Here is a 21016-nt window from a genome sequence, read left to right as displayed (position 1 = left end):
TTCTAAATCATTACCTCATAAAAAAGCAATGCCGTAACTCATTCAGTTACAGCATTGCTTTGTAAATCCCCGGAAACTCGTAACGGTCTCCGGTTTTTTTTGTTGTCGGGAGCCGTCTTCGGCTGTTACCGCCTGCCGGTCCCGTGACCGGGAGGGGCGGCTCACGGCATCCACTCCAGCACGCCGGTGACGGGGTTTGCGGCGCGCCATGCCTCAAATTCGGCGTAGGTGCGGACTCCGTCGCGCAGCACGGCCTGATAGTATTCGATACCCATGATTTTCTCGGTCTCCGGAGTTTCGTATTTGAGCCGGAGGATGGTTTCGCGCGTTTGGTCGGTCAGCACGGCGGCGATCCGGTCGGCAACCCGTTCGAAATAGCCGTCGTAGGCCGAGCCTTTCGGCATGTGGATCATGTCGATCTGCCAAAGCTGGTCGTCGGCGTCGGCATACCATGCGTGCCATTCGAGGCACTCCTCGCTCGTGTCGAGCAGGTTGCCGTATTCGATGCGGCGGATGCGGCTGTTTTCGGCCAGCCGGGCCATGGCGGCGAAGCTGTCCGCTACGCGCAGGGGCGATGAGTAGATGTGGAAGTCGATGTCGCGGTGCGTTATCAGCAGTCCCGTGCGGAGCGAGCCGACCAAATGCGGTTCGGCGCCCACGGAACGCCAGATGCTTTCGATGCCGCTGTCGCGGATGACCTCTTGGGCGCGCTGCTGGTTCGCGGCGGCGAGGGTGCTGAGTTTGTCCATTGTGCGATGCTATGAAGGGTTAAAAGGGCTTGCCGGAGCGAATTCGTTCCGGCAGGCTTGCGGTTTGTCGGGGTGTTATTTGCCTAGCAGGATGCGGGCCTGCGCGACTGCAGCGTCGGTTATCCGGCTGCCGGAGAGCATTTTGGCGATCTCGGTGATGCGTTCTTCGGCCGTCAGACGCCGGATGCCGGTGCGTCCGTCCTGCTTGTAGACCACGAAGTGGGCCGAGCCTTTCGAGGCGACCTGCGGCAGGTGGGTGATGTCCACGACCTGCATCGTCGCCGAGAGCGACTCGATGATCTCTCCCATGGCGTCGGCGATGCGGCCCGAAACGCCCGTGTCTATTTCGTCGAAGATGACCGTCGGCAGCTGCATGCACCGGGCCAGCAGGGCTTTGAGGGCCAGCATGACGCGGGAAAGCTCGCCGCCCGAAGCGATCCGCTCGACGGGCTGGGGCGTTGCGCTGCGGTTGGCCGTGAAGAGGAAAACCACATTGTCGCGGCCCGTGCGGCCCAGTTCGGCGAGCGGCGTCAGCGCCACTTCGAACACCGTGTCGGGCATGCCCAGTTGCGTCAGCGTGGCAAGGATCTGTTTCGCGAAGCCTGCGGCGGCTTTTTCGCGGGCTTTGTGCAGGCGGTCGGCCAATGCGGCCGCTTTCTGCTCGGTTTCGTGCAGCGCTTTTTCGGTCGCGGCGATCTCCTCGTCGCCGTGGACGATGGCCGCCAGCCGGGCGGCGTAACCGTCGCGTGCGGCGATCAGTTCGGCTTCGGAGGCGACGCGGTGCTTCTGCTGGAGCGCATAGAGGGTGTCGAGACGCGCCGAGAGCTTCGCCAGCCGTTCGGGGTCGGCGTCGATCCGTTCGCAGTCGGCGGCCGCGGCGTTGTCGATGTCTTTCAGCTCTTCGAGCACCGAGTGTATGCGCTCGGCGTACTCCCCGGCGGCGGGGTAGTGTTCGCGGATGCGTACGAGGTCGTTTTCCGAGTTTTTGAGCAGGGTGAGAATCCCCGTTTCGTCGGCGTCGAATGCGTTGCGGAGCGTGGTGAGGACTTCGCCGATGCGGTCGGCGTTTTCCAGTACGGCAAGTTCCGCTTCGGTCGCGGCCTGCTCGCCTTCGCGGAGGTTGGCGGCGGTCAGCTCTTCGCACTGGAAACGCAGCCACTCCTCGTCGCGGCGGCCGTCGGCGGCCGCTTCGCGCAGGGCTGCGAGTTGGCGCCGCAGTTCGGAAAGCCGGGCGTACTGCGCCGTGTATTGCGCGAGCAGCCCGCCGTTTCCGGCCACGGTGTCGAGCGCCGAGGTGCGGAACTCCTCCGAGGAGAGAATCAGGTTCTGGTGCTGGGAGTGTATGTCGATCAGGCGGGTGCCGAATTCGCGCAGCTGCGCGAGCTGGACCGGAATGTCGTTGATGAAGGCGCGGCTCTTGCCGGCCGGGGTTATCATGCGCGTAACGTGCGTTTCGGGAGCATAGTCGAGGTCGTTCTCGTCGAAGAACGACTCCATACCGCGGCCCGAAAGGTCGAAAGTCCCTTCGACCACGCAGTTGCGCGCCGCGTCTTTCATGGCCGAGCCGTCGTTCTTGGCTCCGAGCAGCAGGCCCAAAGCACCGAGCAGGATGGATTTGCCGGCTCCCGTCTCACCCGTGATGATGTTCAGGTGCGGGTCCAGCTCCATTTCGAGCTTTTCGATAAGCGCGTAATTCTCAACCGACAGACGACGTAACATGGCGGCCTATTTTAACAGTGATTCGATTTTATCGGCGATGCGTTCCGCGACTTCGGACTTCGGCATCAGGGGGAGTTCCTCCCGGCCGCTGCGGTCGATGAAGGTGACTTTGTTGGTGTCGCCGCGGAATCCGGCCCCGGCGTCGCGCAGCGAGTTGAGGACGATGAAGTCGAAGTTTTTCTTGGCGAGCTTGGCTTCGGCGTTGGCCTGTTCGTCGTGGGTTTCGAGCGCGAAGCCCACCAGCAGGCGGCTGCCTTTGCGTGCGCCCAGTTCGGCGGCGATGTCGCGCGTACGGCGCAGGGTGATGCACATTTCGCCGCCGCATTTTTTGATTTTCGTCTCCGAAACGGTGTCGGGCGTGTAGTCCGCGACGGCCGCGCACATGACGGCTCCGTCGGCTCGGTCGAAAGCCGCGGTGGCGGCGTCGTACATTTCGGCGGCAGAAAGTACGTCCGTGCGCTGCACTCCGGCGGGCGTCGGCAGGGCCGTGCGGCCGCTGACGAGCGTCACGTCGGCGCCGCGGGCGGCCAGTGCGCCCGCAATGGCGTAGCCCATCTTGCCCGACGAGTGGTTCGAGATAAACCGCACGGGGTCGATGGCTTCGATCGTGGCGCCTGCCGTTACGACGAAGCGTCTACCTTGCAGGCTCTTTTTTTTTTCGGGATTTTCTCCGCCGAGCAGTTGGCCGACGAAAGCGGCGATGTCGGCGGGTTCGGCCATGCGGCCCTTGCCCGTCAGTCCGCTGGCCAGCTCGCCTTCGGCGGGCTGGACGATCCGCACGCCCCGTTCGGCCAGACGGCGCAGGTTCTCCTGCGTCGCGGGATGGGCGTACATGTCGAGGTCCATGGCCGGCGACACGACGACCGGGCAGCGGGCCGAGAGATAGGTCGTCAGCAGCAGGTTGTCGGCGATGCCGCAGGCCATTTTGGCCAGCGTATTGGCCGTGGCGGGGGCTATCAGGTAACAGTCGGCCCACTCGCCGAGCGAGACGTGCGAATTCCACGCTCCGTTTTCCGGGTCGAAGAATTCCACGAGAATCGGGTTTTTCGAGAGGGTGGCCATCGTCAGGGGCGTGATGAACTGCTTGGCCAGCGGCGTCATGACGACGCGCACTTCGGCGCCCGCGCACTTCAATAAACGACAGAGCACAGCCGCCTTGTAGGCCGCTATGCTTCCCGTAATGCCCAGCAGTATGCGCCGTCCCGCGAGTCCTTCGACCGTGCGGCCGGCGCCGGGGCTTTGTATGTCGTGTCCCTGCGAGTCCATGCCGGCGGGGCGTTACGCCTCCTTGACCTCTTTGTTCTCCTTGAAGAAAAGCTCGTCGTCGAGGAACTCCTCGGTGGCGATGATCGCGGGCTTGGGAAGACGCTCGTAATAGCGCGAAATCTCGATCTGCTCGCGGTTCTCAAAGGTCTCCTCCATGGTGTCCGTGGGCGATGAGAAGTCGGCGAGCTTGCGGTTCAGCTCGGTCTTCAGCTCGGTTGCGATCTGGTTGGCGCGGCGGGCGATGATATTTATCGACTCGTAGACATTGCCGGTCTCCCGGTCCAGATCGACCAGTTTACGCGTAATGGTGTTGTTGGGAATGTTCTTCTTGATTTCCATTGCTATATGTTGTTGTCTTCTTGCTTGTTGCGGTCCAGATAATCGCGGGCGTGCTGGGCCATGCGGTCCACCTCCTTGATATGTTTCGATTCGGGGAACTCCTCTTTGAACGAGAGGTACGAGTCGAGCATCGCCAGATAGCGGTCGGTCTGCTTCTCGGCGACCGAGTTGCTGGCGAAGCGGTAGCTGGCGTCCACGATCAGGTACATGATCTCCTCGCGGTGCGAACTTTCGGGGTATTGCTTGAGCGCGTTCTTGAGCGATACGATGGCCGACTTGTAGCGGCCTATCTTATAATAAGTGTATGCGTTGAGGTAGGCCTTGTCGTGCAGGCGCTGCGTCAGCTCGGTGTTGATGGTCTTGAAATTCTCGATCTGCTCGCTGTGCGGATAACGCGACATGAATTCGTTGATGGCGATCAGCGCCTGTCCGGTCATCGTCTGGTCGCGCGAAGGGCCGGGCGAAAGATAGTAGAAGCAGAGTGCGTACATGCCTTCGGCGTCCTCGATGAAGGCGCTGCGGCCGAACTTGCGGCGGAAATCGTCGAGAAGCGTCGCCGCCGTGTCGTAATCGCGGTTCTTGTATTTGCAGCGGGCGTTGAAGAACGAAATGCTGTCTTCGCGGGGCGTGCCGGAGTAGTAGTGCTGGACGCCTTCGAAGAGCGTCGAGGCCCGCGACCACTTCTCCTTCTGGTAGTACTCCAGCGCCTTGCTGTAAATCAGGTCGGGTTGTCCGCTTTTGAGCAGGGCGTTGATTCCTGCGCATCCGCTAAATGCGGTGATCAGGATCACTCCGCACACGGCGTATAAAAAAGTCTGCTTCATCGATAAATCTTTTGCGGCGCTTTATCGCGCAAAGTTACGCATAAATTAACGATTTGCAAAATTATTTATTGTGCAAAAAAAGAGTGCGTCTCCGCACCCTTGTTTTTTGTTCAGAAGAAGAACCCGACCAACCTCCGTAAACGAGGTTGCGCGGGACCCTGACCCGCTGCGACACGCCGTCGGAGACGAAGGTGTTCCAGACGTGCGAACGGGCGTAACCGGACAGGCGGAAGTCGAAAAAGAATTTGCGGATGTTGAATCCCACGCCGCCCATGATGCCGACGTCGTCGTTGAAATTCACCTTCAGCAGTTTCGGGGCGCTGTCCCGCTCGGAGTCGGCCACGCGGAACTGGGCGCCGCCGAAGAGCCGCAGGGGCCCGAACTGGAGACCCAGCAGCAGCGGGATTTCGAACCGCTCCGAACGCAGCGAGACGCTGCGGGCGCGGGAGCCTTCGGCGCGGATCGAGTAATTGACGAATGCGAAATTAAGCTCCGACTGCAGGTGCAGGCGGCGGGTGAGGTTGAACCGCAGGACGAAGCCCGCCTGATAGCCCGCCTTGGCGGGACCGGGCCGGAATCGGTTTTCTCCGATTTCCACGCGGGAAAAAGGTGTGGCTGGTGGTGGTGACGCCGCCGCGGACGCCGACCTGAAAGCGGCGCTGGGCCGAAGCCGCGCCGGTGAGCAGCAGCGCGCAGAGCAGGAGCGGGAAGAGATGTTTCATGCCGAAATTAGCTGGTTTTAAGGTTGCTGCGGAGGTTACATCAGGGGTGACACGAGCCGCAGCACATCGCCCAGCGTGCGCCGCCATGCCGCCGGCCGCCATTCGCCCCGCACGATCCGCCGGCACGAGGCCAGATCGCCGTCGAAGGTGGCGGACAGCTCCCGGACGACCTGCCGGTCGCGGATGAAGGCCGTGACTTCGAGGTTGTCCAGCAGACTGCGGTAATCCATGTTCGCGGTGCCGACCGAGGCCGTGTCGTCGTCCACGATCAGCAGTTTGGCATGCAGGAAGCCGTTGGCGTAGCGGTAGAGTTCGATCCCCGCGTCGAGCAGGTCTCCGACGTAGGAGTCCGATATCAGGTCCGTGAACGGCGAGTCGCTGCACGTCGGGATCATCACCTGCACCCTCACGCCGCTCCGGGCCGCCAGCCGCAGCGCGTCGAGCAGCATCGCGGGCGGCAGGAAGTAGGGCGAGGATATGCGCACCCTGCGCTGCGCCCGGACGATGGCCGCGGCGAACGCCTCGGCGATGGTCAGCCGCGAGGAACCCTCTTCGGCCCATGCGAGCTGGATCGGCAGCCGCTGCCGGATGTCGTGCGGCGCGATATGGCGGCGGATGTCGAGACTCTCGCCGCGTACGCGCGCCCAGTCGGCGATGAAGAGCTTCTGCAGGTCGGCGACGGCGTCGCCCTCGACGCGAAGGTGCTCGTCGCGCCACTTGCCCATGTAATCTCCGTCGAGGTAGTATTTCGCAATGTTTATGCCACCCAAGTAGGCGACCTTTCCGTCCGTAACGACTATTTTGCGGTGGTTGCGGCGGGTGACGCGCGTGGTGAACCACGGGAAACGCACCGGTTCGAAAGCCGCCGTCTCGACGCCCGCCTCGTGCATGCGGCGCAGCATCGTGCGGCTGAGCCGCCACGAGCCGACGGCGTCGTAGATGACGCGCACTTCGAGTCCCGCACGGGCTTTGCGTATCAGGATTTCGGCGATGGTGCGTCCGATGCGGTCGTCGCGGATGATGTAGTACTCCATGTGGATCGACCGCACGGCCCGCTGGAGCGAGGCGATCAGCGCCGTGAAGGCGTTGTTGCCGTTGTGGAGCAGTTCGACGCTGTTGTGGCGGGTGATGCGTGTGCCGCAGCCCCGTGCGATGATCTGTCCGAGACGGTCGCCGCGGTATGCGCGGCGTTCCGCCGCCGGGAGGTGCGGCCGGTAACCAGCCAGTACGTAGAGCAGCGTGCCGGCTACGGGGAGCAGCAGGATCAGCGCCAGCCACGCCGCAGCCGACGCGGGCAGACGTTTCTGTCGGGTGACGAGCGGAACGGCTCCGAGCGTCCATGCGATGTGAATTGCAAGCAGCAGATACATAACCCGTGCGTGAGGGCATACTCCGTGCCATGCAGGTTGAAAAAAGATTTGGAAATTCGGAATATACTTCCTATCTTTGCTGTATAATGAAAATCAGGGTTCTGGCCTTCACCGGTCAGGATTCTTATTTTTTTACGATGTTTAATTCGAAACTCCTCCTCTGCGGAGGGGGATTCAGGAAGGTTTTAGATGCGGGGCGGGCGTTTTCGGATGCCTAAAGTGAGTTCGACGGGTTCCGGCATTTGAAATCTTTCGCGGTGTTATGAAACTGAATACGTCGGACTCGTATAAAATTATGGCAAAAGAGATTATCTATCTGACAGCGGAGGGGTACAAGAAACTCAGGGACGAGCTCGACCACATGCGTTCCGTCGAGCGTCCTGCAATTTCGGCGGCGATCGCCGAAGCGCGCGACAAGGGCGACCTTTCGGAGAACGCAGAGTACGACGCTGCCCGCGAGGCGCAGGGTATGCTGGAGATGCGTATAGCCAAGCTGGAGGATTCGCTTGCCAACGCACGGGTGATCGACGAGTCGAAAATCGACAAGAGCAAGGTGCAGATTCTGAGCAAAGTGACGCTGCTGAATCACAACACCAAGAAGGAGATGGTCTACACCATCGTCGCCGAGCACGAAGCCAACCTGCGCGAGGGCAAGCTGGCCATCGGCACGCCGATCGCCAAAGCGCTGCTGGGCCACAAGAAGGGCGACCGGGTCGACGTGGAGGTTCCCGCCGGAACGATTCACTTCGAGATCCTCGACATCAGCATTTAGGCGCCCGTTCCCGCAGGGCAGCGGCGCCGCATCGTCCGCTCCCGGCCGGGTGCAGGACACGACATACATCCCCGTTTGTGGGTATTTTTGCAGGACCGTTTTGTGCGGTCCTTTTTTTGTGCTACTTTTGGCAGCAGAAAGATGATACGCAAAGCACCCAAACGGATATACGCCGCTCTGCTGCTGCTGATTCTGGTCGCAGCGTACGCAGGACACAAGGTCCACATCTACAAGGAGGACCCTGCGCATTTCGCCGCGCTCTGCGGCGATCTGATGCCCGACAACGGCGCGCATCAGATCGTGGTGGAACGCTGTATCGTCGACGACTTCTATTTCTTCCCCTATCTCGACGCAGTACAGCCCGCGCACTCGTTCTATTGCGGGATGCTGGGCGTTCTGATGCCCGAAGCCACGCAGTGCAGACGCTGCATGCCGGTTCCGGGCGTTTCGCTGCGCGCGCCTCCCGCGGCGTAACCCGCAATCCCCTTCCCATCCTGTTTTTTGCCGGGCCGTGCGGTCCGGCGGGTTACGTATGTCATTCAAACAATCCGATAAGCAATGAAAAAATATCTGTTGCCGGCACTCTTCATGTGTCTGTATGCCGGTGCGTCGGCCGCGGAGACGCCGAAGAGGAGCACCGACGCCAATCTTTTCGGCCACGTCGTGGACCGTGAAACCCATGAACACCTTCCCTATGCGACCGTCGCCGTGACGGGCACGGCATTCGGCACCACGACCGACGCGTCGGGACACTATTTTCTGAAAAACCTGCCCGAAGGCGAGCTGACGCTCGAAGTCCGTGCGCTGGGGTACGCCGTGCTGGAGAAAAAGGTGACGCTCGAACGGGGACAGACCCTCGAACTGAATTTCGAGGTGATGCAGAGCGGCATTTCGATGGACGAAGTGGTCGTCTCGGCCAGCCGCTCGGCCACGCTGCGGCGCGAAGCGCCTGCGCTGGTGAGCGTGCTGGACGCCGCGCTGTTCGAGAAAACGAACGCTTCGTGTCTGGCGCAGGGGCTTTCGTTCCAGCCCGGCGTGCGGGTCGAGGACGACTGCCAGAACTGCGGCTTCGCGCAGGTGCGCATCAACGGACTCGACGGCCATTATTCGCAGATTCTCGTCGATTCGCATCCGGTCTTTTCGGCCCTGACGGGCGTCTACGGACTGGAGCAGATTCCGGCCAACATGATCGAGCGGGTCGAGGTGCTGCGCGGCGGCGGTTCGGCGCTGTACGGCTCGTCGGCCATCGGCGGCACGATCAACGTCATCACCAAGGAACCTTCGCGCAATTCGGCGCAATTGGCGCATACGCTGACCTCGCTCGGCGGCAGCAACTCCTACGACAACAACACGATGCTCAATGCGTCGCTCGTGACCGAGAGCGGCCGTGCGGGGCTTTGCGTCTTCGCTCAGAACCGCCACCGTTCGGGGTACGACCACGACGGCGACGGATTTACCGAGCTGCCCCTGATCAACAGCCGGTCGGCCGGCATGCGGTCGTTCTTCCGCACGGGCGCCTATTCGCGCATCACGGCGCAGTACCACCACATCGACGAATACCGCCGCGGCGGCGACCTGCTGGACCTGCCGCCCCACGAGGCGATGGTGGCCGAGCAGACCGACCACTCGATCGACGGCGGAAGCCTTTCGTTCGACATCTCGTCGGCCGACCGCCGCAACCGTTTCAACGCCTATGCGTCGTTCCAGAATACGGCCCGCAAGAGCTACTACGGCAGCAAGCAGGACCCCGACGCATACGGTACGACGCACGACCTTACGGTCGCGGCGGGCGTACAGTACGTCCATGCGTTCCGGAAACTGCTTTTCATGCCCGCCGAACTGACGCTCGGCAGCGAATACAGCTACGACGACCTGAACGACCGTTCGATCGGCTACGACATCAACACCGCCCAGACGGTGCATATCGTGGGCGGCTACCTGCAGAACGAATGGAAAACGAAGAGATGGTCGCTGCTGATCGGCGGACGTTTCGACAAGCATAATCTGGTGGACCACGTGATTTTCAGTCCCCGCGCAAATATTCGTTTCAACCCTTCGGAGGCGGTGAACCTGCGCGTGAGCTATGCGGGCGGCTATCGGGCGCCGCAGGCCTTCGACGAGGACATGCATATCGCCGTGGTGGGCGGCAAGCGGGTCCGCATCCGGCTCGCCGACGACCTCAAGGAGGAGCGTTCGCACAGCGTGAGCCTTTCGGCCGACCTTTATCACAACTTCGGCAGGGTGCAGACCAACCTGCTGGTCGAGGGGTTCTATACGATTCTCGACGACGTCTTCGCACTGCGCGATCTGGAAGATACGGACGACGGAGGCAAGATCAAGGAGCGTTACAACGGTTCGGGCGCCGCCGTGCGCGGCTTCAACGTCGAGGGGCGGGCGATTTTCACCCGCTGGTTCGAACTGCAGGCGGGCGTAACCCTCCAGCAGAGCCGCTATAAGGAGCCTGAACAGTGGAGCGAGGACGCCGACGTGCCGCCCGTGCGCCGCATGTTCCGCACCCCCGACGCCTACGGCTACTTTACGGCGTCGTTCAAGCCGGTCCGGAACTTCACGGCCGACCTGACGGGAACCTGCACCGGCTCGATGCTCGTGCAGCACATGGCCGGATCGGGCGTCGCGCAGGATGCGGCCGTCTCGACGCCGTCGTTCTTCGATATGAACGTCCGCCTGTCGTACGACCTGCGTATCTACAAGGAGATAACCTTGCAGCTTTACGGGGGCGTGCAGAACCTCTTCAATGCCTACCAGAAGGATTTCGACAAGGGCGCCGACCGCGATTCGGGCTATATCTACGGTCCGTCGCTGCCCCGCAGCTGGTTCGTCGGCGCGAAGTTCAGTTTCTGAGTCCGCGCTGCTGCGACCGGCATAAAAGGCTGCCCTTTCGGGGGCAGCCTTTTGCGTGTGGCGGCGGTCTCTGCGGGCCGTTTCGGATGCGTGTGGCGGCGGTTTTTGCGGACTGTTTCGGATACGTGTCGCGGCCCGGAATCCTGTGCCGGGTTTTGCGGGGGATCGGTTGTGACGCCTGCGCAAAGTCGCCGGAATGTCCGGCCGGGTGCGGAGAATTTCATCCGGGAAACAAAAAGCCGCCCCGGATTCCGGGGCGGCCTTGCCGTATATCTTGGCGCGGAACTAGATCGCCTTGATCTCGTGGAGCACGTTGTTGGTCTTGCGGACCGCGTCGGCCGAAGCTGCGAACTTCTCGGCCTCTTCCTTCGAAAGGTCGATCTTCACGATCTTCTCGATGCCCTTGCGGCCGATGATCGCGGGAACGCCGATGCAGATGTCCGACTGGCCGTATTCGCCTTCGAGCAGGCATGAGCAGGGAATCATCTTTTTCTGGTCGTTGAGGATCGCCTCCACCATCATTGCCGAAGCGGCTCCCGGAGCGTACCATGCCGACGTGCCGATGAGCTTGGTCAGCGTGGCGCCGCCCACCATCGTGTTGGCTACGGCCTCTTCGAGCTTCTTCTTCGATGCGAACTGCGATACGGGAACGCCGTTTACGGTAGCCTTCGAGACGAGCGGAATCATCGTCGTGTCGCCGTGGCCGCCGATGACCATGCCGTCAACGTTGTTGATGTTGGCGCCGGTGGCTTTGGCCAGATAGCACTTGAAGCGCGACGAGTCGAGCGCGCCGCCCATGCCGATGATGCGGTTCTTCGGAAGTCCCGAAGCCTTGAGCGCCAGATAGGTCAGCGTGTCCATCGGGTTGGCGACGACGATGATGATGGCGCGCGGCGAGTACTTGACCACGTTTTCGATTACGCCCTTCATGATGTTGGCGTTGGTGCCGATCAGCTCTTCGCGGGTCATGCCCGGCTTGCGGGGAATGCCCGAAGTGATGACGACGACGTCCGAATTGGCGGTCTGCTTGTAATCGTTGGTGACGCCTACGAGTTTGGTGTCGAAGTCCATCAGCGTCGAGCACTGGTACATGTCCAGCATCTTGCCTTCAGAAAGACCCTCCTTGATGTCGATCAGGACTACTTCGCTTGCGACCTCGCGGCAAGCCATTACATTCGCGCAGGTTGCGCCTACGGCACCTGCACCTACTACTGTAACTTTTGACATAACTGTTGATATTTAAGTTTGTTGTGCGTTTCTTTCCGGCGGGGCGTCGTTCGCGGCCGGCCCTGTCATGGAGCAAACCCCTCTCGGAAGAGGGGCTTGGAACGGGGCGGGGATCAGCCGATCAGCTTTTCGTAATCCGCGGCGCTCAGCAGCGCGTCGTATTCCGCGGGATCGGACATTTTGACCTTGACGATCCAGCCTTCGCCGTAAGCGTCCTTGTTGACGATTGCGGGGTCGGCGTCTACCGCGTCGTTGAATTCGACGATTTCACCGCCGACGGGCAGGAAAGCGTCGCTGACGGTCTTCACGGCTTCGATCGAGCCGAACACCTCGCCTGCGGCGAGCGTCTCGCCGACGGTCGGCACGTCTACGAAAACGATGTCGCCGAGCTGGCTCTGCGCGAAGTCGGTAATGCCGATAACGGCCGTGTCGCCCTCGATACGGCACCACTCATGGTCGTTCGAGTATTTCAGATTTGCAGGTACGTTCATAATTCGGTTATCGTTTTAAATTTGGAATGTGCTTTTTCTGATGCAAATATAACTGTTATTTCCGTAACAGCAAGGGGATTCTGTATTTTTTAATGCGATTTTGCGCCGCGGATCGTTGCCGATTTGCGGAATGGCTTGCGCAAAATATTTGTATGTATTATTTTTGCGGCAAAATCAAGCTTGCGTTACAGGTATGACAGGGGTAGAGACGTCCGAATCCCGGAGATTCGCGATCATAGGCGTTGCCGGGTACATAGCTCCGAGACATTTGAACGCCATGCGGTCGCTTGGGTGCGATCTGGTGGCGGCGCACGATGTATTCGACAGCGTGGGGATGATCGACGGGTATTTCCCCCGCGCCTATTTCACCACCGATCCGGATGATTTCAGAAAGCGCATGGTCGCCGACCGTGCGGAATTTCTGACGGTCTGCACCCCGAATTACCTCCATTGCACCCATACCGTAACAGGCTTGGAGGCGGGGCTCGATGTGATTTGTGAAAAGCCGCTGGCACTGACTCCGGACGAGTTGTCGAGGATGGAGACCTGCAGCCGGGCCGCGGGCAGGCGCGTATTCCCCATATTGCAGCTGCGCCTTCATCCGGAAATAGAGCGGCTGAAACGGATGGTCGACTGCGCCCCCCCCCGACAATTTATGATGTAGACCTTACCTACATTACTCCCAGAGGAAGCTGGTATGCCGCTTCGTGGAAAGGCGACCCGTGCAAGAGCGGCGGCGTGACGGCCAATATCGGCATCCATTTTATCGACATGCTGCACTGGATATTCGGGCCGGCCGAGAAGGTGGTGCTGCACCATTCGTCGCCGGAGTGTTCGGCCGGCTTTTTGCAGTTGAAGGGTGCCCGCGTCAGGTATTTTCTGAGCGTCAACGCCGCCCATCGCCCTTCGCCGAACGATAATCCCATGTCTCCGTACAGACATCTCGTTATCAACGGCGAGGAGTTCGACTTTACGAACGGGTTTACGGACCTCCACACGTTGAGCTACGAGCGGATACTTGCCGGCCGGGGTTTTGCGGTCGAAGATACGGCGTGTGCCGTCCATACGCTCGATATGCTGCGAAAGAGTGCGGCGGTCGGCCTGACGGGCGACTATCATCCGCTGCTGCGGAATTTGCAGGGGTGATGCGAAAAAAGAACGGGAGCGATGAAAATGGTGGATCTACATAGGCAGTATCTCGGCATCCGCGATGAGGTGGACCGCGCCATCGGCGATGTCATGGCTGAGACCGCCTTCATCAAGGGTCCTGCGGTCGGGCTGTTCGAAGAGGAGCTGGCCCGGCGGCTCGAAGTGCGGCACTGCATCGCCTGCGGCAACGGTACGGACGCGCTTCTGCTCTCACTGCTGGCCGTGGGGCTGCAGCGGGGCGACGAAGTCATCGTCCCGGCCTTTGCATTCGCGGCCGTGGCCGAAACGGTGCTGCTGCTGGGCGGCGTTCCGGTCTTCGCCGACGTCGATCCCCGCACTTTCAACATCGACCCGGCGAGCGTCGCCCGGCTGGTGTCGGAGCGTACCCGTGTCGTCATCCCCGTCCATCTGTTCGGGCAGCCGTGCGATATGGCTGCGCTCACGGCCGTTGCGAAGGAGCACGGCCTGAGGGTGATCGAGGACAACGCCCAGTCGCTGGGAGCCGTATGCCGCATGTCCGACGGCGCGAGCCGCTATGCGGGTACGATCGGGGAGATCGGGTGCACGTCGTTCTTTCCCTCCAAGGTGCTGGGCTGTTACGGCGACGGCGGCGCGGCGTTCACCGACGACGACGGGCTGGCGGCCCGCATCCGGGCGCTGGGCAGTCACGGTTGGTTCCCCAAATACGACAGCCGGCTGGTCGGAATGAATTCGCGGCTCGACACGCTGCAGGCCGCCGTACTGCGGGTCAAGCTGCCGCACCTCGACACATGGATCGCCGCCCGCCGGAGCGTGGCAGCGCGCTACACGGAGCGTTTGGGCGGTCTGACGCCGGTTGTGACCCCGGTCGAGACGCCCTACGCCACCCACGTCTACCACCAGTACACCGTCAAGGTGCCTCCGGCCTGCCGCGACGGACTTCGGGCCGCACTCGCCAAGGAGGGCATACCCTCCATGGTCTATTATCCCGGAACCCTGTACGAACAGCCCGCATACCGCGACGCCTGCATCTGCGATCCCGCGATGCGCCATGCCGCAGCGCTGCCGGCGGCGGTGCTGTCGCTTCCGATGGACAGCGAACTGACCGACGCCGAGGTGGAGCGTGTGGCGGATGCCGTATGCCGCTATTTTGCCGATAACGAAAGCAGATACCATGAGTGAAACGTTCATCCACCCCTCTTCGTTCGTGGACGACGGGGCGGTCATAGGGCCGGGTTGCAGGATCTGGCATTTCTCGCATATAATGGCCGGGGACGTGCTGGGACCGGCGTGCAATATCGGACAGAATGTCATGGTCGCCGCGGACGTGATACTGTGGGCCGTCAGGTAAAGGTGCAGAACAACGTGTCGATCTATTAGGGCGTGATTTGCGAGGATTATGTTTTTCTGGGCCCTTCGTGCGTATTCACCAACGTCAAGAATCCCCGAAGCGAGATCTCGCGCAGGGATCAGTATAAAACCACCCGCGTGCGCCGGGGCGCCACCGTCGGGGCCAATGCCACCGTCGTATGCGGGGTCGAGATCGGCCGGTACGCCTTCGTGGGCGCGGGGCGGTCGTTACGCATTCGGTCCCCGATCATGCCCTCGTTGAGGGGGTGCCCGCACGCATGGTCGGATGGATGAGCCGCTTGGGGCACAGGCTGGAATTCGACGAAGCCGGCAGGGCCGTGTGCCCGGAGTCGGGACGCAGTTATCGCAAGGTCAATGAATGTGCCTATGAAGAAGATGATATATGATCGGCTGACCGGTCGGGAAACGTCGCTGGCCGTGATCGGGCTGGGATATGTAGGCGTGCCCGTAGCGCTGAGGTTTGCCCGGTGTTTCGATGTGGTGGGGTACGATATGGATGCCCGCCGTATCGAAAAACTGCGTGAAAAGTACGGCGCCGGCTGCGGGAGCATCCGTTTCACCTCTTTGGAAGAGGAGTTGTCGCGGGCCGCATTTTATATCGTCACGGTGCTCACCCCGGTCAATGAGCGCAAGAATCCCGATCTGACCTGTCTTGTCGAGGCCACGCGCACCGTAGCGCGCTATCTGAAGCGGGGCGATTATGTCGTGTATGAATCCACGGTCTACCCCGGATGCACCGAGGAGGTGTGCGTGCCGCTGCTCGAAAAAGGCTCTGGGCTGAAACTCGGTGCGGATTTCAAGGTGGGCTACTCGCCCGAACGCATCAATCCCAACGATTCGGAGCATACCTTCTCGAACACCGCCAAAATCGTGTCGGCGAACGACGGGCAGGCGCTGGACGAGGTCGCGCGCGTATACGCCGAAGTCGTGTCGGCCGATCTCTGCCGGGCGTCGGGCATCCGGGTGGCCGAGGCGGCCAAAATGGCGGAGAACGTGCAGCGCAGTGTCAACATCGCCCTGATGAACGAATTGCAGCGGCTGTTCTCGCGCATGGGAATAGATATGGGCGAGGTCATCGATATGGCTTCGTCCAAATGGAATTTCGTAAAGTACAGACCGGGACTGGTCGGCGGCCATTGCATTCCGGTCGATCCGCTCTATCTTGTATCGGCCGCTTCAAAGCTGGGGGTCGAGATGCCCGTCACGAGTTCGGGCTGCGCCGTGAACGACGGCATGGCGGCGTACGTGGTGCGGTCGCTGCTTGCGGCCATGGAGAACGACAGACGCGGCGCAAGGGCTTTGCTGATGGGGATTACCTATAAGGAAAACATCGACGACATACGCAACTCCCGGATCGCCGAGATGGTCGGACTGCTGGAGCGTGAGGGGATGAGTGTGGATGTGACCGATCCCCATGCCGATCCCGATAAGGTTTATGCCATGTACGGAATTCGGCCGGTGCCGGCCCTCCGGCCGCCTTACGACCTGATTGTCGTGGCCGTGGCGCACGACGACTATCGCGGACTCGACGACGCTTATTTCCGCTCCATCTCCCGCGGGGCGGCCTTGTTGGGCGACATTCGCGGACTCTATAAGGGCCGGATCAAATCGCTCGGATACTGGAGCCTGTAAAACGGGCCGCCGGGCCATCCGGTACGAGGCATGAAACAGCACTCCACCCCTCAGATCGGAAATGCAGGCAGGAGCCGCACGCTGCAGGCCTTGTGGCTGGCGCTGGCCAATCTGTTGTCGCTGAGCGTGACGCTGGTCATGCAGGCGGTGCTCTGCCGTTACATGACCACGTCGGAGTACGGTACTTACAGTCAGGTGCTGTACGTCTATAACACCCTGCTGGCCGTCTTTTCGCTGGGACTTCCCAAAGCGTACTCCTATTACCTCGCCCGCGTGTCGCCGGAGGAGGGGAGGGATGTCGTACGCAAACTGAACGGGCTGTTTCTGCTTCTTGCGTCCGTTTTTTTCGTGCATTTTGCTTTGGCAGGCCGCCGCCATAGCCGGAGTGCTCGGCAATCCGCTGCTGGCCGAGCCGTTGAGGCTGTTTGCCGCGGCGCCCATGCTGCTGATGCCGGTCTTGGGGGGGGGAGAATATTCTGGTCGTCTACGGCAAGGCGCACCTCGTGGCCGGCTATGTGCTGATAAGCCGTGCCTTCATGATTGCATGCGTCGTGCTTCCGGTCGTGGTTTTCGATGCGGGGGTGTCGGGAGCGATCGCCGGTTTCGTCCTCGCGTCGCTGGTCACATGCGTTGCCGGGCAGAAGTTGTCGTCCGTGCCGTTCCGCAATGTATCTCCGGTGAAGAGCCGGCTGACGGTCCGGGAGCTGCTCCGGTTTTCGATGCCGGTGTTTGCTTCGAGTATGTACGGATTCGTGATCGGTTCGGCGAGCCAGTTCTTCGTAAGCCGCTATTTGGGCGTCGAGGATTTCGCCCTGTTCGCCAACGGATACCGCGAACTTCCGCTGGCCGGAATGATTATCGGTGCCGCGGCCGGTGTGCTGCTGCCGGAATTTTCGAGGATGTCGGTGGAAGGGGCTGACGGCGGGCAGTTTGTCCGGTTGTGGCAGGCGGCTGTCCTCAAGTCCTCGGCGATCATTTATCCGTTGTCCGTATTCTGCTGCGTTTTCGCTCCTGAGATCATCTGCCTGCTGTATGGGGAGGGGTATCGGGAAGCGGCCGGCCTGTTCCGGATCGTCACCCTCGTCAATCTGGCGCGTATCATGCCCTACGCCCCCGTCCTGTTTGCACTGGGGCGGGGAAAAGCCTTTGCCCGTGCGCACCTTGTCACCGCTCTGCTCATCGTCGGTCTCGAACTCTGGTGCGTCATGGTGTTTCCGTCCCTTTGGGCTATTGCGGCCATTGCCACGGGCTGTACGTTTTTCTGTCTGTTCCTGCTGATGACGACCACCGCCCGCGTGCTGGGCACTTCGCTTGCGGGGCTGATGCCGTGGAGGATGCTGACGATCGTGCTGCTCGTATCGGCCGCGGCCTGCACGGCGGCCAGGCTGGCTGTCTTGCTGACCGGGATGACGCATCATCTTGTCGTCGTTTCGGTGGGCTTCGCCGTCTATCTGTCGTTGTACCTGCCGTTTGCGCAGCGGGCCGGAATCCGCTATATGGAGTTGTTCGGACCGGTGCTCGCGAAATTGCGGCCGAACCGGACGTAAGGGCTTCGCGGCTTCCCGTTTTCGGCCGCCGTCTCGCGTTTTCGACTGCCGGAGCGGAGCGCCGGATTTCGGTTAGGGGCGGAGATTCCGATGCCGGGCCGGCCCGGCATCGGCGTCAGTGCTGTTTCAGGGCTTCCTGCCCTGCCAGATATTCGAGCAGCCGGCCGACCTGATTCTTCCGGCTGTACTGCCGTATCTTGTCCCAGTCGCGGGGCAGCACCTCCTTGTTCTTCCAGATGGAATAGCAGCGCAGGATCATCCGCTTGACCTGCTCGTTGTCCGTTTCGTCCGCGGTGAAACCCGCGCGTGTCTCCTCCAGCAGGTCGGCGATGACGTCGTCGGGATCGCAGATGGCGAGGATCGGTTTGTTGGTGGCGAGGTAGTCGAACAGCTTGCCCGTGTAGACGCCTTTCCGTCCTTTGGGATGCACGACGACCAGCGTGTCGGTCTCCAGCGATTTCCTGATGGCTTCGTCGTGATCGACCTGCCGGATCTGGAATACGTTCTGCCTGATGTTTTCGGGAACGGCCAGCGGCGAGGTGTTTCCTATGATGAGGATGCGGCTGTCGGAGGGAAGCGCTCCCTCGGCAACCAGTTCGGAGAAGGCTCCGAACCATTTGTCCGGAGTGATCGAATTGTAAAAATGGCCGATGAACGCCATGGTGTAGACGGGCTGAAAAGAGACGTCGTGCACCTCTTCGTAATCGTACCCGTTCGTTATCTCGATAACCTTGTCGATCCCTCCGCCGATTTGTTTGAAATCTTCGACAAGGGGTGCGGATACCGACAGGATCAGGTCCGCATCCTTGAGTATTCTGCGCTCGTAGAAGAGGAGCCGCCGGCTGTTTATCGGCAGGAGCCAAGGCCACTTCGACATCTCGTCGCGCATGTCGGCGATCCAGTAAAACGGCATTTTTCTGTGCAGCCTGTATGCGATCCGGTGCGAAGAGAGATGACCGTATGAACTTAATACGACATCGAACTGCCGGCTTTTTGCGAGTTTTCGCGCCTTCTTGCAGGCTTTGAACTGCCATATCCGTTTGTAATCGAGGAACAGCCGGAACTGCAGGGCCGACAATATGCGTCTGAAAGCCCATTTCTTTCTGCGCTGCAGGAGGGATTCCTGTTTCGACGAGGGTATCACCGGGTCTTTTACGTAGTGGACCTCGCAGCCGTTCCACATCGCCGTTTCATCGCGGTCTCCTTCGGTTATGACGGTCACCGAATGTCCCGCCTCCCGGAAATACCGGGCGAAGGCGTTGAGCCTGAATGCGGCGATGCGGTTGTGGGGATAGAAGTGATTGCAAACGATTAGTATATTCATCTTCAATTAAAAACATATTCCGTCGGCGGAGCGGAAATTCATTTCTTTGCGGGGCCGGCGTTCCCTTGTTTCCCGGCGATCACGAATTCGATTTCGCGGAACAGGTATTCGTGCCGCGTGCCGTCGGCATGGCGCAGGATCAGTTCGCCGGAGGGAAGCACGCCTTCGATCGCGGCCTGAAACAGCGTGCCGTCGGGCAGCCGGTAGGGGTGCTGTTCGCCCAGCCGGTACATCCGTTCGCGGTAGGCGTGCTGGAGGGTCTCCTTTTCGCCCCGTTCGAGTTGGGCGTAACGCCGCAGGCAGCGGACCAGAAAGGTTTCGAGCAGCCGGCTGCGGTTGAACTTGCGGCCCCCTGCCTGCGCGAGGGAGACGGGGTTGGGCAGCGCGGGGTCGAACGCCGTCTGGTTGACGTTGATGCCGATGCCGGCGATCGTGCGGGAGAGGGAGGCTCCCGCATGGTTGTGTTCGATCAGGATGCCGACCAGTTTCCTGTCTCCGACGTAGATGTCGTTGGTCCACTTGATGCGGGTGTCGATGCCGTAGGCGGCGAAGGTGTCCGTGAGGGCCAGCGTCACGGCTTCGGAGAGCAGGAACTGCTCCCCGACGGGAAGGAACCGGGGTTCGAGCACCATCGAGAAGGTGAGGTTTTCACCTTCGGGGCTGGTCCACGTATGTCCCCGCTGGCCGCGTCCGGCGGTCTGCCGTTCGGCCCAGACGATGTCGCCGTGGCGGTATTTCGCGTCGCGGGCTTCGTCGTTGGTCGAGGTGGTTTCGTCGATACGGTAGATCATGAATTATTCATTTTGTCGTGGGTGGGATTTTCGGGAGGGTGACGCGATCAGATGGACACGCCGAAGTCGCGCAGGGCGTCGTTCAGCGAGGTTTTCTTGTCGGTCGACTCCTTGCGCTGGCCGATGATCAGGGCGCAGGTGATGCTGTATTCGCCCGCCGGGAACTGCTTGCGGTAGCTGCCGGGAACGACCACCGAGCGCGGCGGAACGTAGCCTTTGTAGGTGACGGGCTCCGGTCCGGTGACGTCGATGATGTGGGTCGAACCCGTGATGACGGTGTTCGAGCCGAGCACCGCCTCGCGGCAGACGTGCGCGCCTTCGACCACGATCGAACGCGAACCGATGAAGCAGTTGTCCTCGATGATTACGGGTGCGGCCTGTACGGGTTCCAGCACTCCGCCGATGCCCACGCCGCCCGAAAGGTGGACGTGTCTGCCGATCTGCGCGCAGGAGCCGACCGTGGCCCACGTGTCGACCATCGTGCCCGTGTCCACGTAGGCGCCGATATTGACGTACGAGGGCATGAGGATCGCTCCGGGAGCGATGTAGGCGCCGTAACGCGCTACGGCGTGGGGCACGGCGCGCACGCCCAGCTGTTCGTAGCCGTGCTTAAGCTCCATCTTGTCGTACCACTCCAGCTCGCCCGCTTCCATTTTGCGCATGGGCTGGATCGGGAAATAGAGGATGATGGCCTTCTTGACCCATTCGTTCACCTGCCACTGGCTTTTCTCCGGATCTACGGGCTGCGCCGTGCGCAGCTCCCCCTTGTCCACCAGTTCGACGGTTTGCCGCACGGCCTGCCGCACGGACTCCTCCCTGAGCAGCTCGCGGTTTTCCCAAGCCTGCCCGATTATCTCTTTCAGTTCGCTGTACATAATTTTC

22 protein-coding genes and 1 pseudogene are annotated in these 21016 nt (G+C 61.2%); 11 read left to right on the top strand and 12 right to left on the bottom strand.

What is annotated here, in order from left to right; translation table 11 throughout:
- Positions 1–161: 161 nt before the first annotated feature.
- From ACESTR_RS12050 to ACESTR_RS12025, 6 genes are all read right to left on the bottom strand, one after another.
- Positions 162–749, bottom strand: a complete 588-nt coding sequence (locus ACESTR_RS12050; protein ID WP_014774961.1) for a histidine phosphatase family protein — start codon at positions 747–749, stop codon at positions 162–164.
- A 75-nt stretch (positions 750–824) separates the two neighbouring features.
- Complete coding sequence (recN, locus tag ACESTR_RS12045; RefSeq protein WP_009598384.1) at positions 825–2468, bottom strand: DNA repair protein RecN; 1644 nt, start codon at positions 2466–2468, stop codon at positions 825–827.
- 6 nt (positions 2469–2474) lie between these two features.
- Positions 2475–3734, bottom strand: a complete 1260-nt coding sequence (gene coaBC / locus ACESTR_RS12040; RefSeq protein WP_227042893.1) for a bifunctional phosphopantothenoylcysteine decarboxylase/phosphopantothenate--cysteine ligase CoaBC — start codon at positions 3732–3734, stop codon at positions 2475–2477.
- Between the two features lie 12 nt (positions 3735–3746).
- Positions 3747–4073, bottom strand: a complete 327-nt coding sequence (locus ACESTR_RS12035) for a DNA-directed RNA polymerase subunit omega (RefSeq protein WP_014774959.1) — start codon at positions 4071–4073, stop codon at positions 3747–3749.
- A 2-nt stretch (positions 4074–4075) separates the two neighbouring features.
- Complete coding sequence (locus ACESTR_RS12030) at positions 4076–4897, bottom strand: outer membrane protein assembly factor BamD (RefSeq protein ID WP_009598389.1); 822 nt, start codon at positions 4895–4897, stop codon at positions 4076–4078.
- A 61-nt stretch (positions 4898–4958) separates the two neighbouring features.
- Positions 4959–5495, bottom strand: coding sequence for an outer membrane beta-barrel protein (locus ACESTR_RS12025; protein WP_279066983.1), 537 nt, complete (start codon positions 5493–5495; stop codon positions 4959–4961).
- A gap of 13 nt (positions 5496–5508) precedes the next feature.
- Here ACESTR_RS12025 and ACESTR_RS12020 point away from each other — a divergent pair, with 13 nt between their 5' ends.
- Positions 5509–5640 carry a hypothetical protein gene (locus ACESTR_RS12020; protein ID WP_262894572.1) on the top strand — a complete coding sequence of 44 codons (132 nt, stop codon included), beginning with the start codon at positions 5509–5511 and terminating at the stop codon, positions 5638–5640.
- A gap of 14 nt (positions 5641–5654) precedes the next feature.
- Here ACESTR_RS12020 and cls read toward each other — a convergent pair whose 3' ends face one another.
- Positions 5655–6989 carry a cardiolipin synthase gene (gene cls, locus ACESTR_RS12015; RefSeq protein ID WP_014774957.1) on the bottom strand — a complete coding sequence of 445 codons (1335 nt, stop codon included), beginning with the start codon at positions 6987–6989 and terminating at the stop codon, positions 5655–5657.
- A 295-nt stretch (positions 6990–7284) separates the two neighbouring features.
- On the opposite strand from cls, the gene greA reads away from it, so the two are divergent.
- The 3 genes from greA to ACESTR_RS12000 all read left to right on the top strand — a co-directional run bounded on the left by greA (position 7285) and on the right by ACESTR_RS12000 (position 10623).
- Positions 7285–7761, top strand: coding sequence for a transcription elongation factor GreA (gene greA / locus ACESTR_RS12010; protein ID WP_039940532.1), 477 nt, complete (start codon positions 7285–7287; stop codon positions 7759–7761).
- 141 nt (positions 7762–7902) lie between these two features.
- Positions 7903–8235 carry a hypothetical protein gene (locus ACESTR_RS12005; RefSeq protein WP_009598378.1) on the top strand — a complete coding sequence of 111 codons (333 nt, stop codon included), beginning with the start codon at positions 7903–7905 and terminating at the stop codon, positions 8233–8235.
- A gap of 84 nt (positions 8236–8319) precedes the next feature.
- Positions 8320–10623, top strand: a complete 2304-nt coding sequence (locus ACESTR_RS12000) for a TonB-dependent receptor (RefSeq protein WP_009598400.1) — start codon at positions 8320–8322, stop codon at positions 10621–10623.
- 285 nt (positions 10624–10908) lie between these two features.
- On the opposite strand, the gene mdh is transcribed toward ACESTR_RS12000, so the two are convergent.
- Positions 10909–11850, bottom strand: coding sequence for a malate dehydrogenase (gene mdh, locus ACESTR_RS11995; protein WP_014774955.1), 942 nt, complete (start codon positions 11848–11850; stop codon positions 10909–10911).
- A gap of 113 nt (positions 11851–11963) precedes the next feature.
- The gene (gene gcvH, locus ACESTR_RS11990) at positions 11964–12341 is read right to left on the bottom strand and encodes a glycine cleavage system protein GcvH (RefSeq protein ID WP_009598413.1); all 378 of its coding nucleotides are present in this window, start codon (positions 12339–12341) and stop codon (positions 11964–11966) included.
- Positions 12342–12618: 277 nt separating this feature from the next.
- Here gcvH and ACESTR_RS11985 point away from each other — a divergent pair, with 277 nt between their 5' ends.
- The 7 genes and pseudogenes from ACESTR_RS11985 to ACESTR_RS11955 all read left to right on the top strand — a co-directional run bounded on the left by ACESTR_RS11985 (position 12619) and on the right by ACESTR_RS11955 (position 18019).
- On the top strand, positions 12619–13005 hold the full coding sequence (locus ACESTR_RS11985; protein WP_244990083.1) for a Gfo/Idh/MocA family protein: 387 nt from the start codon (positions 12619–12621) through the stop codon (positions 13003–13005).
- A complete protein-coding gene (locus ACESTR_RS11980; RefSeq protein WP_341463580.1) occupies positions 12888–13487 on the top strand; it encodes a Gfo/Idh/MocA family oxidoreductase in 600 nt (199 codons plus the stop codon). Before ACESTR_RS11985 ends, ACESTR_RS11980 begins: the two co-directional genes overlap by 118 nt.
- A 21-nt stretch (positions 13488–13508) precedes the next feature.
- Positions 13509–14651: a DegT/DnrJ/EryC1/StrS family aminotransferase gene (locus ACESTR_RS11975; RefSeq protein ID WP_302575889.1), complete on the top strand. Its 1143-nt coding sequence runs from the start codon at positions 13509–13511 to the stop codon at positions 14649–14651.
- Positions 14644–15226: pseudogene (locus tag ACESTR_RS11970) on the top strand (N-acetyltransferase). Before ACESTR_RS11975 ends, ACESTR_RS11970 begins: the two are co-directional and overlap by 8 nt.
- A complete protein-coding gene (locus ACESTR_RS11965; RefSeq protein WP_302575893.1) occupies positions 15207–16472 on the top strand; it encodes a nucleotide sugar dehydrogenase in 1266 nt (421 codons plus the stop codon). The pseudogene ACESTR_RS11970 and the gene ACESTR_RS11965 overlap by 20 nt, the downstream one beginning before the upstream one ends.
- Positions 16473–16502: 30 nt before the next feature.
- Complete coding sequence (locus ACESTR_RS11960; RefSeq protein ID WP_240049012.1) at positions 16503–16994, top strand: hypothetical protein; 492 nt, start codon at positions 16503–16505, stop codon at positions 16992–16994.
- A 14-nt stretch (positions 16995–17008) separates the two neighbouring features.
- Entirely contained in the window at positions 17009–18019 is a 1011-nt protein-coding gene (locus ACESTR_RS11955) for an oligosaccharide flippase family protein (protein WP_240049014.1), read from the top strand.
- 115 nt (positions 18020–18134) lie between these two features.
- Here the strand turns inward: ACESTR_RS11955 and ACESTR_RS11950 are convergent, their stop codons facing one another.
- Genes ACESTR_RS11950 through ACESTR_RS11940 form a run of 3 tightly spaced genes read right to left on the bottom strand, consistent with a single transcriptional unit; the run spans position 18135 to position 21009 of the window.
- A complete protein-coding gene (locus ACESTR_RS11950) occupies positions 18135–19343 on the bottom strand; it encodes a glycosyltransferase (RefSeq protein ID WP_130063038.1) in 1209 nt (402 codons plus the stop codon).
- Between the two features lie 38 nt (positions 19344–19381).
- Positions 19382–20134: a biotin--[acetyl-CoA-carboxylase] ligase gene (locus ACESTR_RS11945; protein WP_130063039.1), complete on the bottom strand. Its 753-nt coding sequence runs from the start codon at positions 20132–20134 to the stop codon at positions 19382–19384.
- A 47-nt stretch (positions 20135–20181) separates the two neighbouring features.
- Positions 20182–21009, bottom strand: a complete 828-nt coding sequence (locus tag ACESTR_RS11940; RefSeq protein WP_227042779.1) for a 2,3,4,5-tetrahydropyridine-2,6-dicarboxylate N-succinyltransferase — start codon at positions 21007–21009, stop codon at positions 20182–20184.
- Positions 21010–21016: the final 7 nt, after the last annotated feature.

Origin of the sequence: Alistipes sp. DJF_B185, from assembly GCF_964250025.1 — a bacterium.
Taxonomy (GTDB): Bacteria; Bacteroidota; Bacteroidia; order Bacteroidales; family Rikenellaceae; genus Alistipes; species Alistipes finegoldii.
The sequence above is the reverse complement of the archived record's forward strand: the minus strand, read 5'-3'. Positions and strand labels throughout refer to the sequence as shown.

Excerpts from the sequence above, each read along its gene's own strand:
- ACESTR_RS12050 (WP_014774961.1), bottom strand. The coding sequence starts at position 749 with ATGGACAAACTCAGCACCCTCGCCGCCGCGAACCAGCAGCGCGCCCAA.
- recN (WP_009598384.1), bottom strand. The coding sequence starts at position 2,468 with ATGTTACGTCGTCTGTCGGTTGAGAATTACGCGCTTATCGAAAAGCTC.
- coaBC (WP_227042893.1), bottom strand. The coding sequence starts at position 3,734 with ATGGACTCGCAGGGACACGACATACAAAGCCCCGGCGCCGGCCGCACG.
- ACESTR_RS12035 (WP_014774959.1), bottom strand. The coding sequence starts at position 4,073 with ATGGAAATCAAGAAGAACATTCCCAACAACACCATTACGCGTAAACTG.
- ACESTR_RS12030 (WP_009598389.1), bottom strand. The coding sequence starts at position 4,897 with ATGAAGCAGACTTTTTTATACGCCGTGTGCGGAGTGATCCTGATCACC.
- cls (WP_014774957.1), bottom strand. The coding sequence starts at position 6,989 with ATGTATCTGCTGCTTGCAATTCACATCGCATGGACGCTCGGAGCCGTT.
- greA (WP_039940532.1), top strand. The coding sequence starts at position 7,285 with ATGGCAAAAGAGATTATCTATCTGACAGCGGAGGGGTACAAGAAACTC.
- ACESTR_RS12005 (WP_009598378.1), top strand. The coding sequence starts at position 7,903 with ATGATACGCAAAGCACCCAAACGGATATACGCCGCTCTGCTGCTGCTG.
- ACESTR_RS12000 (WP_009598400.1), top strand. The coding sequence starts at position 8,320 with ATGAAAAAATATCTGTTGCCGGCACTCTTCATGTGTCTGTATGCCGGT.
- mdh (WP_014774955.1), bottom strand. The coding sequence starts at position 11,850 with ATGTCAAAAGTTACAGTAGTAGGTGCAGGTGCCGTAGGCGCAACCTGC.
- gcvH (WP_009598413.1), bottom strand. The coding sequence starts at position 12,341 with ATGAACGTACCTGCAAATCTGAAATACTCGAACGACCATGAGTGGTGC.
- ACESTR_RS11985 (WP_244990083.1), top strand. The coding sequence starts at position 12,619 with ATGCGGTCGCTTGGGTGCGATCTGGTGGCGGCGCACGATGTATTCGAC.
- ACESTR_RS11975 (WP_302575889.1), top strand. The coding sequence starts at position 13,509 with ATGAAAATGGTGGATCTACATAGGCAGTATCTCGGCATCCGCGATGAG.
- ACESTR_RS11965 (WP_302575893.1), top strand. The coding sequence starts at position 15,207 with ATGAAGAAGATGATATATGATCGGCTGACCGGTCGGGAAACGTCGCTG.
- ACESTR_RS11960 (WP_240049012.1), top strand. The coding sequence starts at position 16,503 with ATGAAACAGCACTCCACCCCTCAGATCGGAAATGCAGGCAGGAGCCGC.
- ACESTR_RS11955 (WP_240049014.1), top strand. The coding sequence starts at position 17,009 with ATGATTGCATGCGTCGTGCTTCCGGTCGTGGTTTTCGATGCGGGGGTG.
- ACESTR_RS11950 (WP_130063038.1), bottom strand. The coding sequence starts at position 19,343 with ATGAATATACTAATCGTTTGCAATCACTTCTATCCCCACAACCGCATC.
- ACESTR_RS11945 (WP_130063039.1), bottom strand. The coding sequence starts at position 20,134 with ATGATCTACCGTATCGACGAAACCACCTCGACCAACGACGAAGCCCGC.
- ACESTR_RS11940 (WP_227042779.1), bottom strand. The coding sequence starts at position 21,009 with ATGTACAGCGAACTGAAAGAGATAATCGGGCAGGCTTGGGAAAACCGC.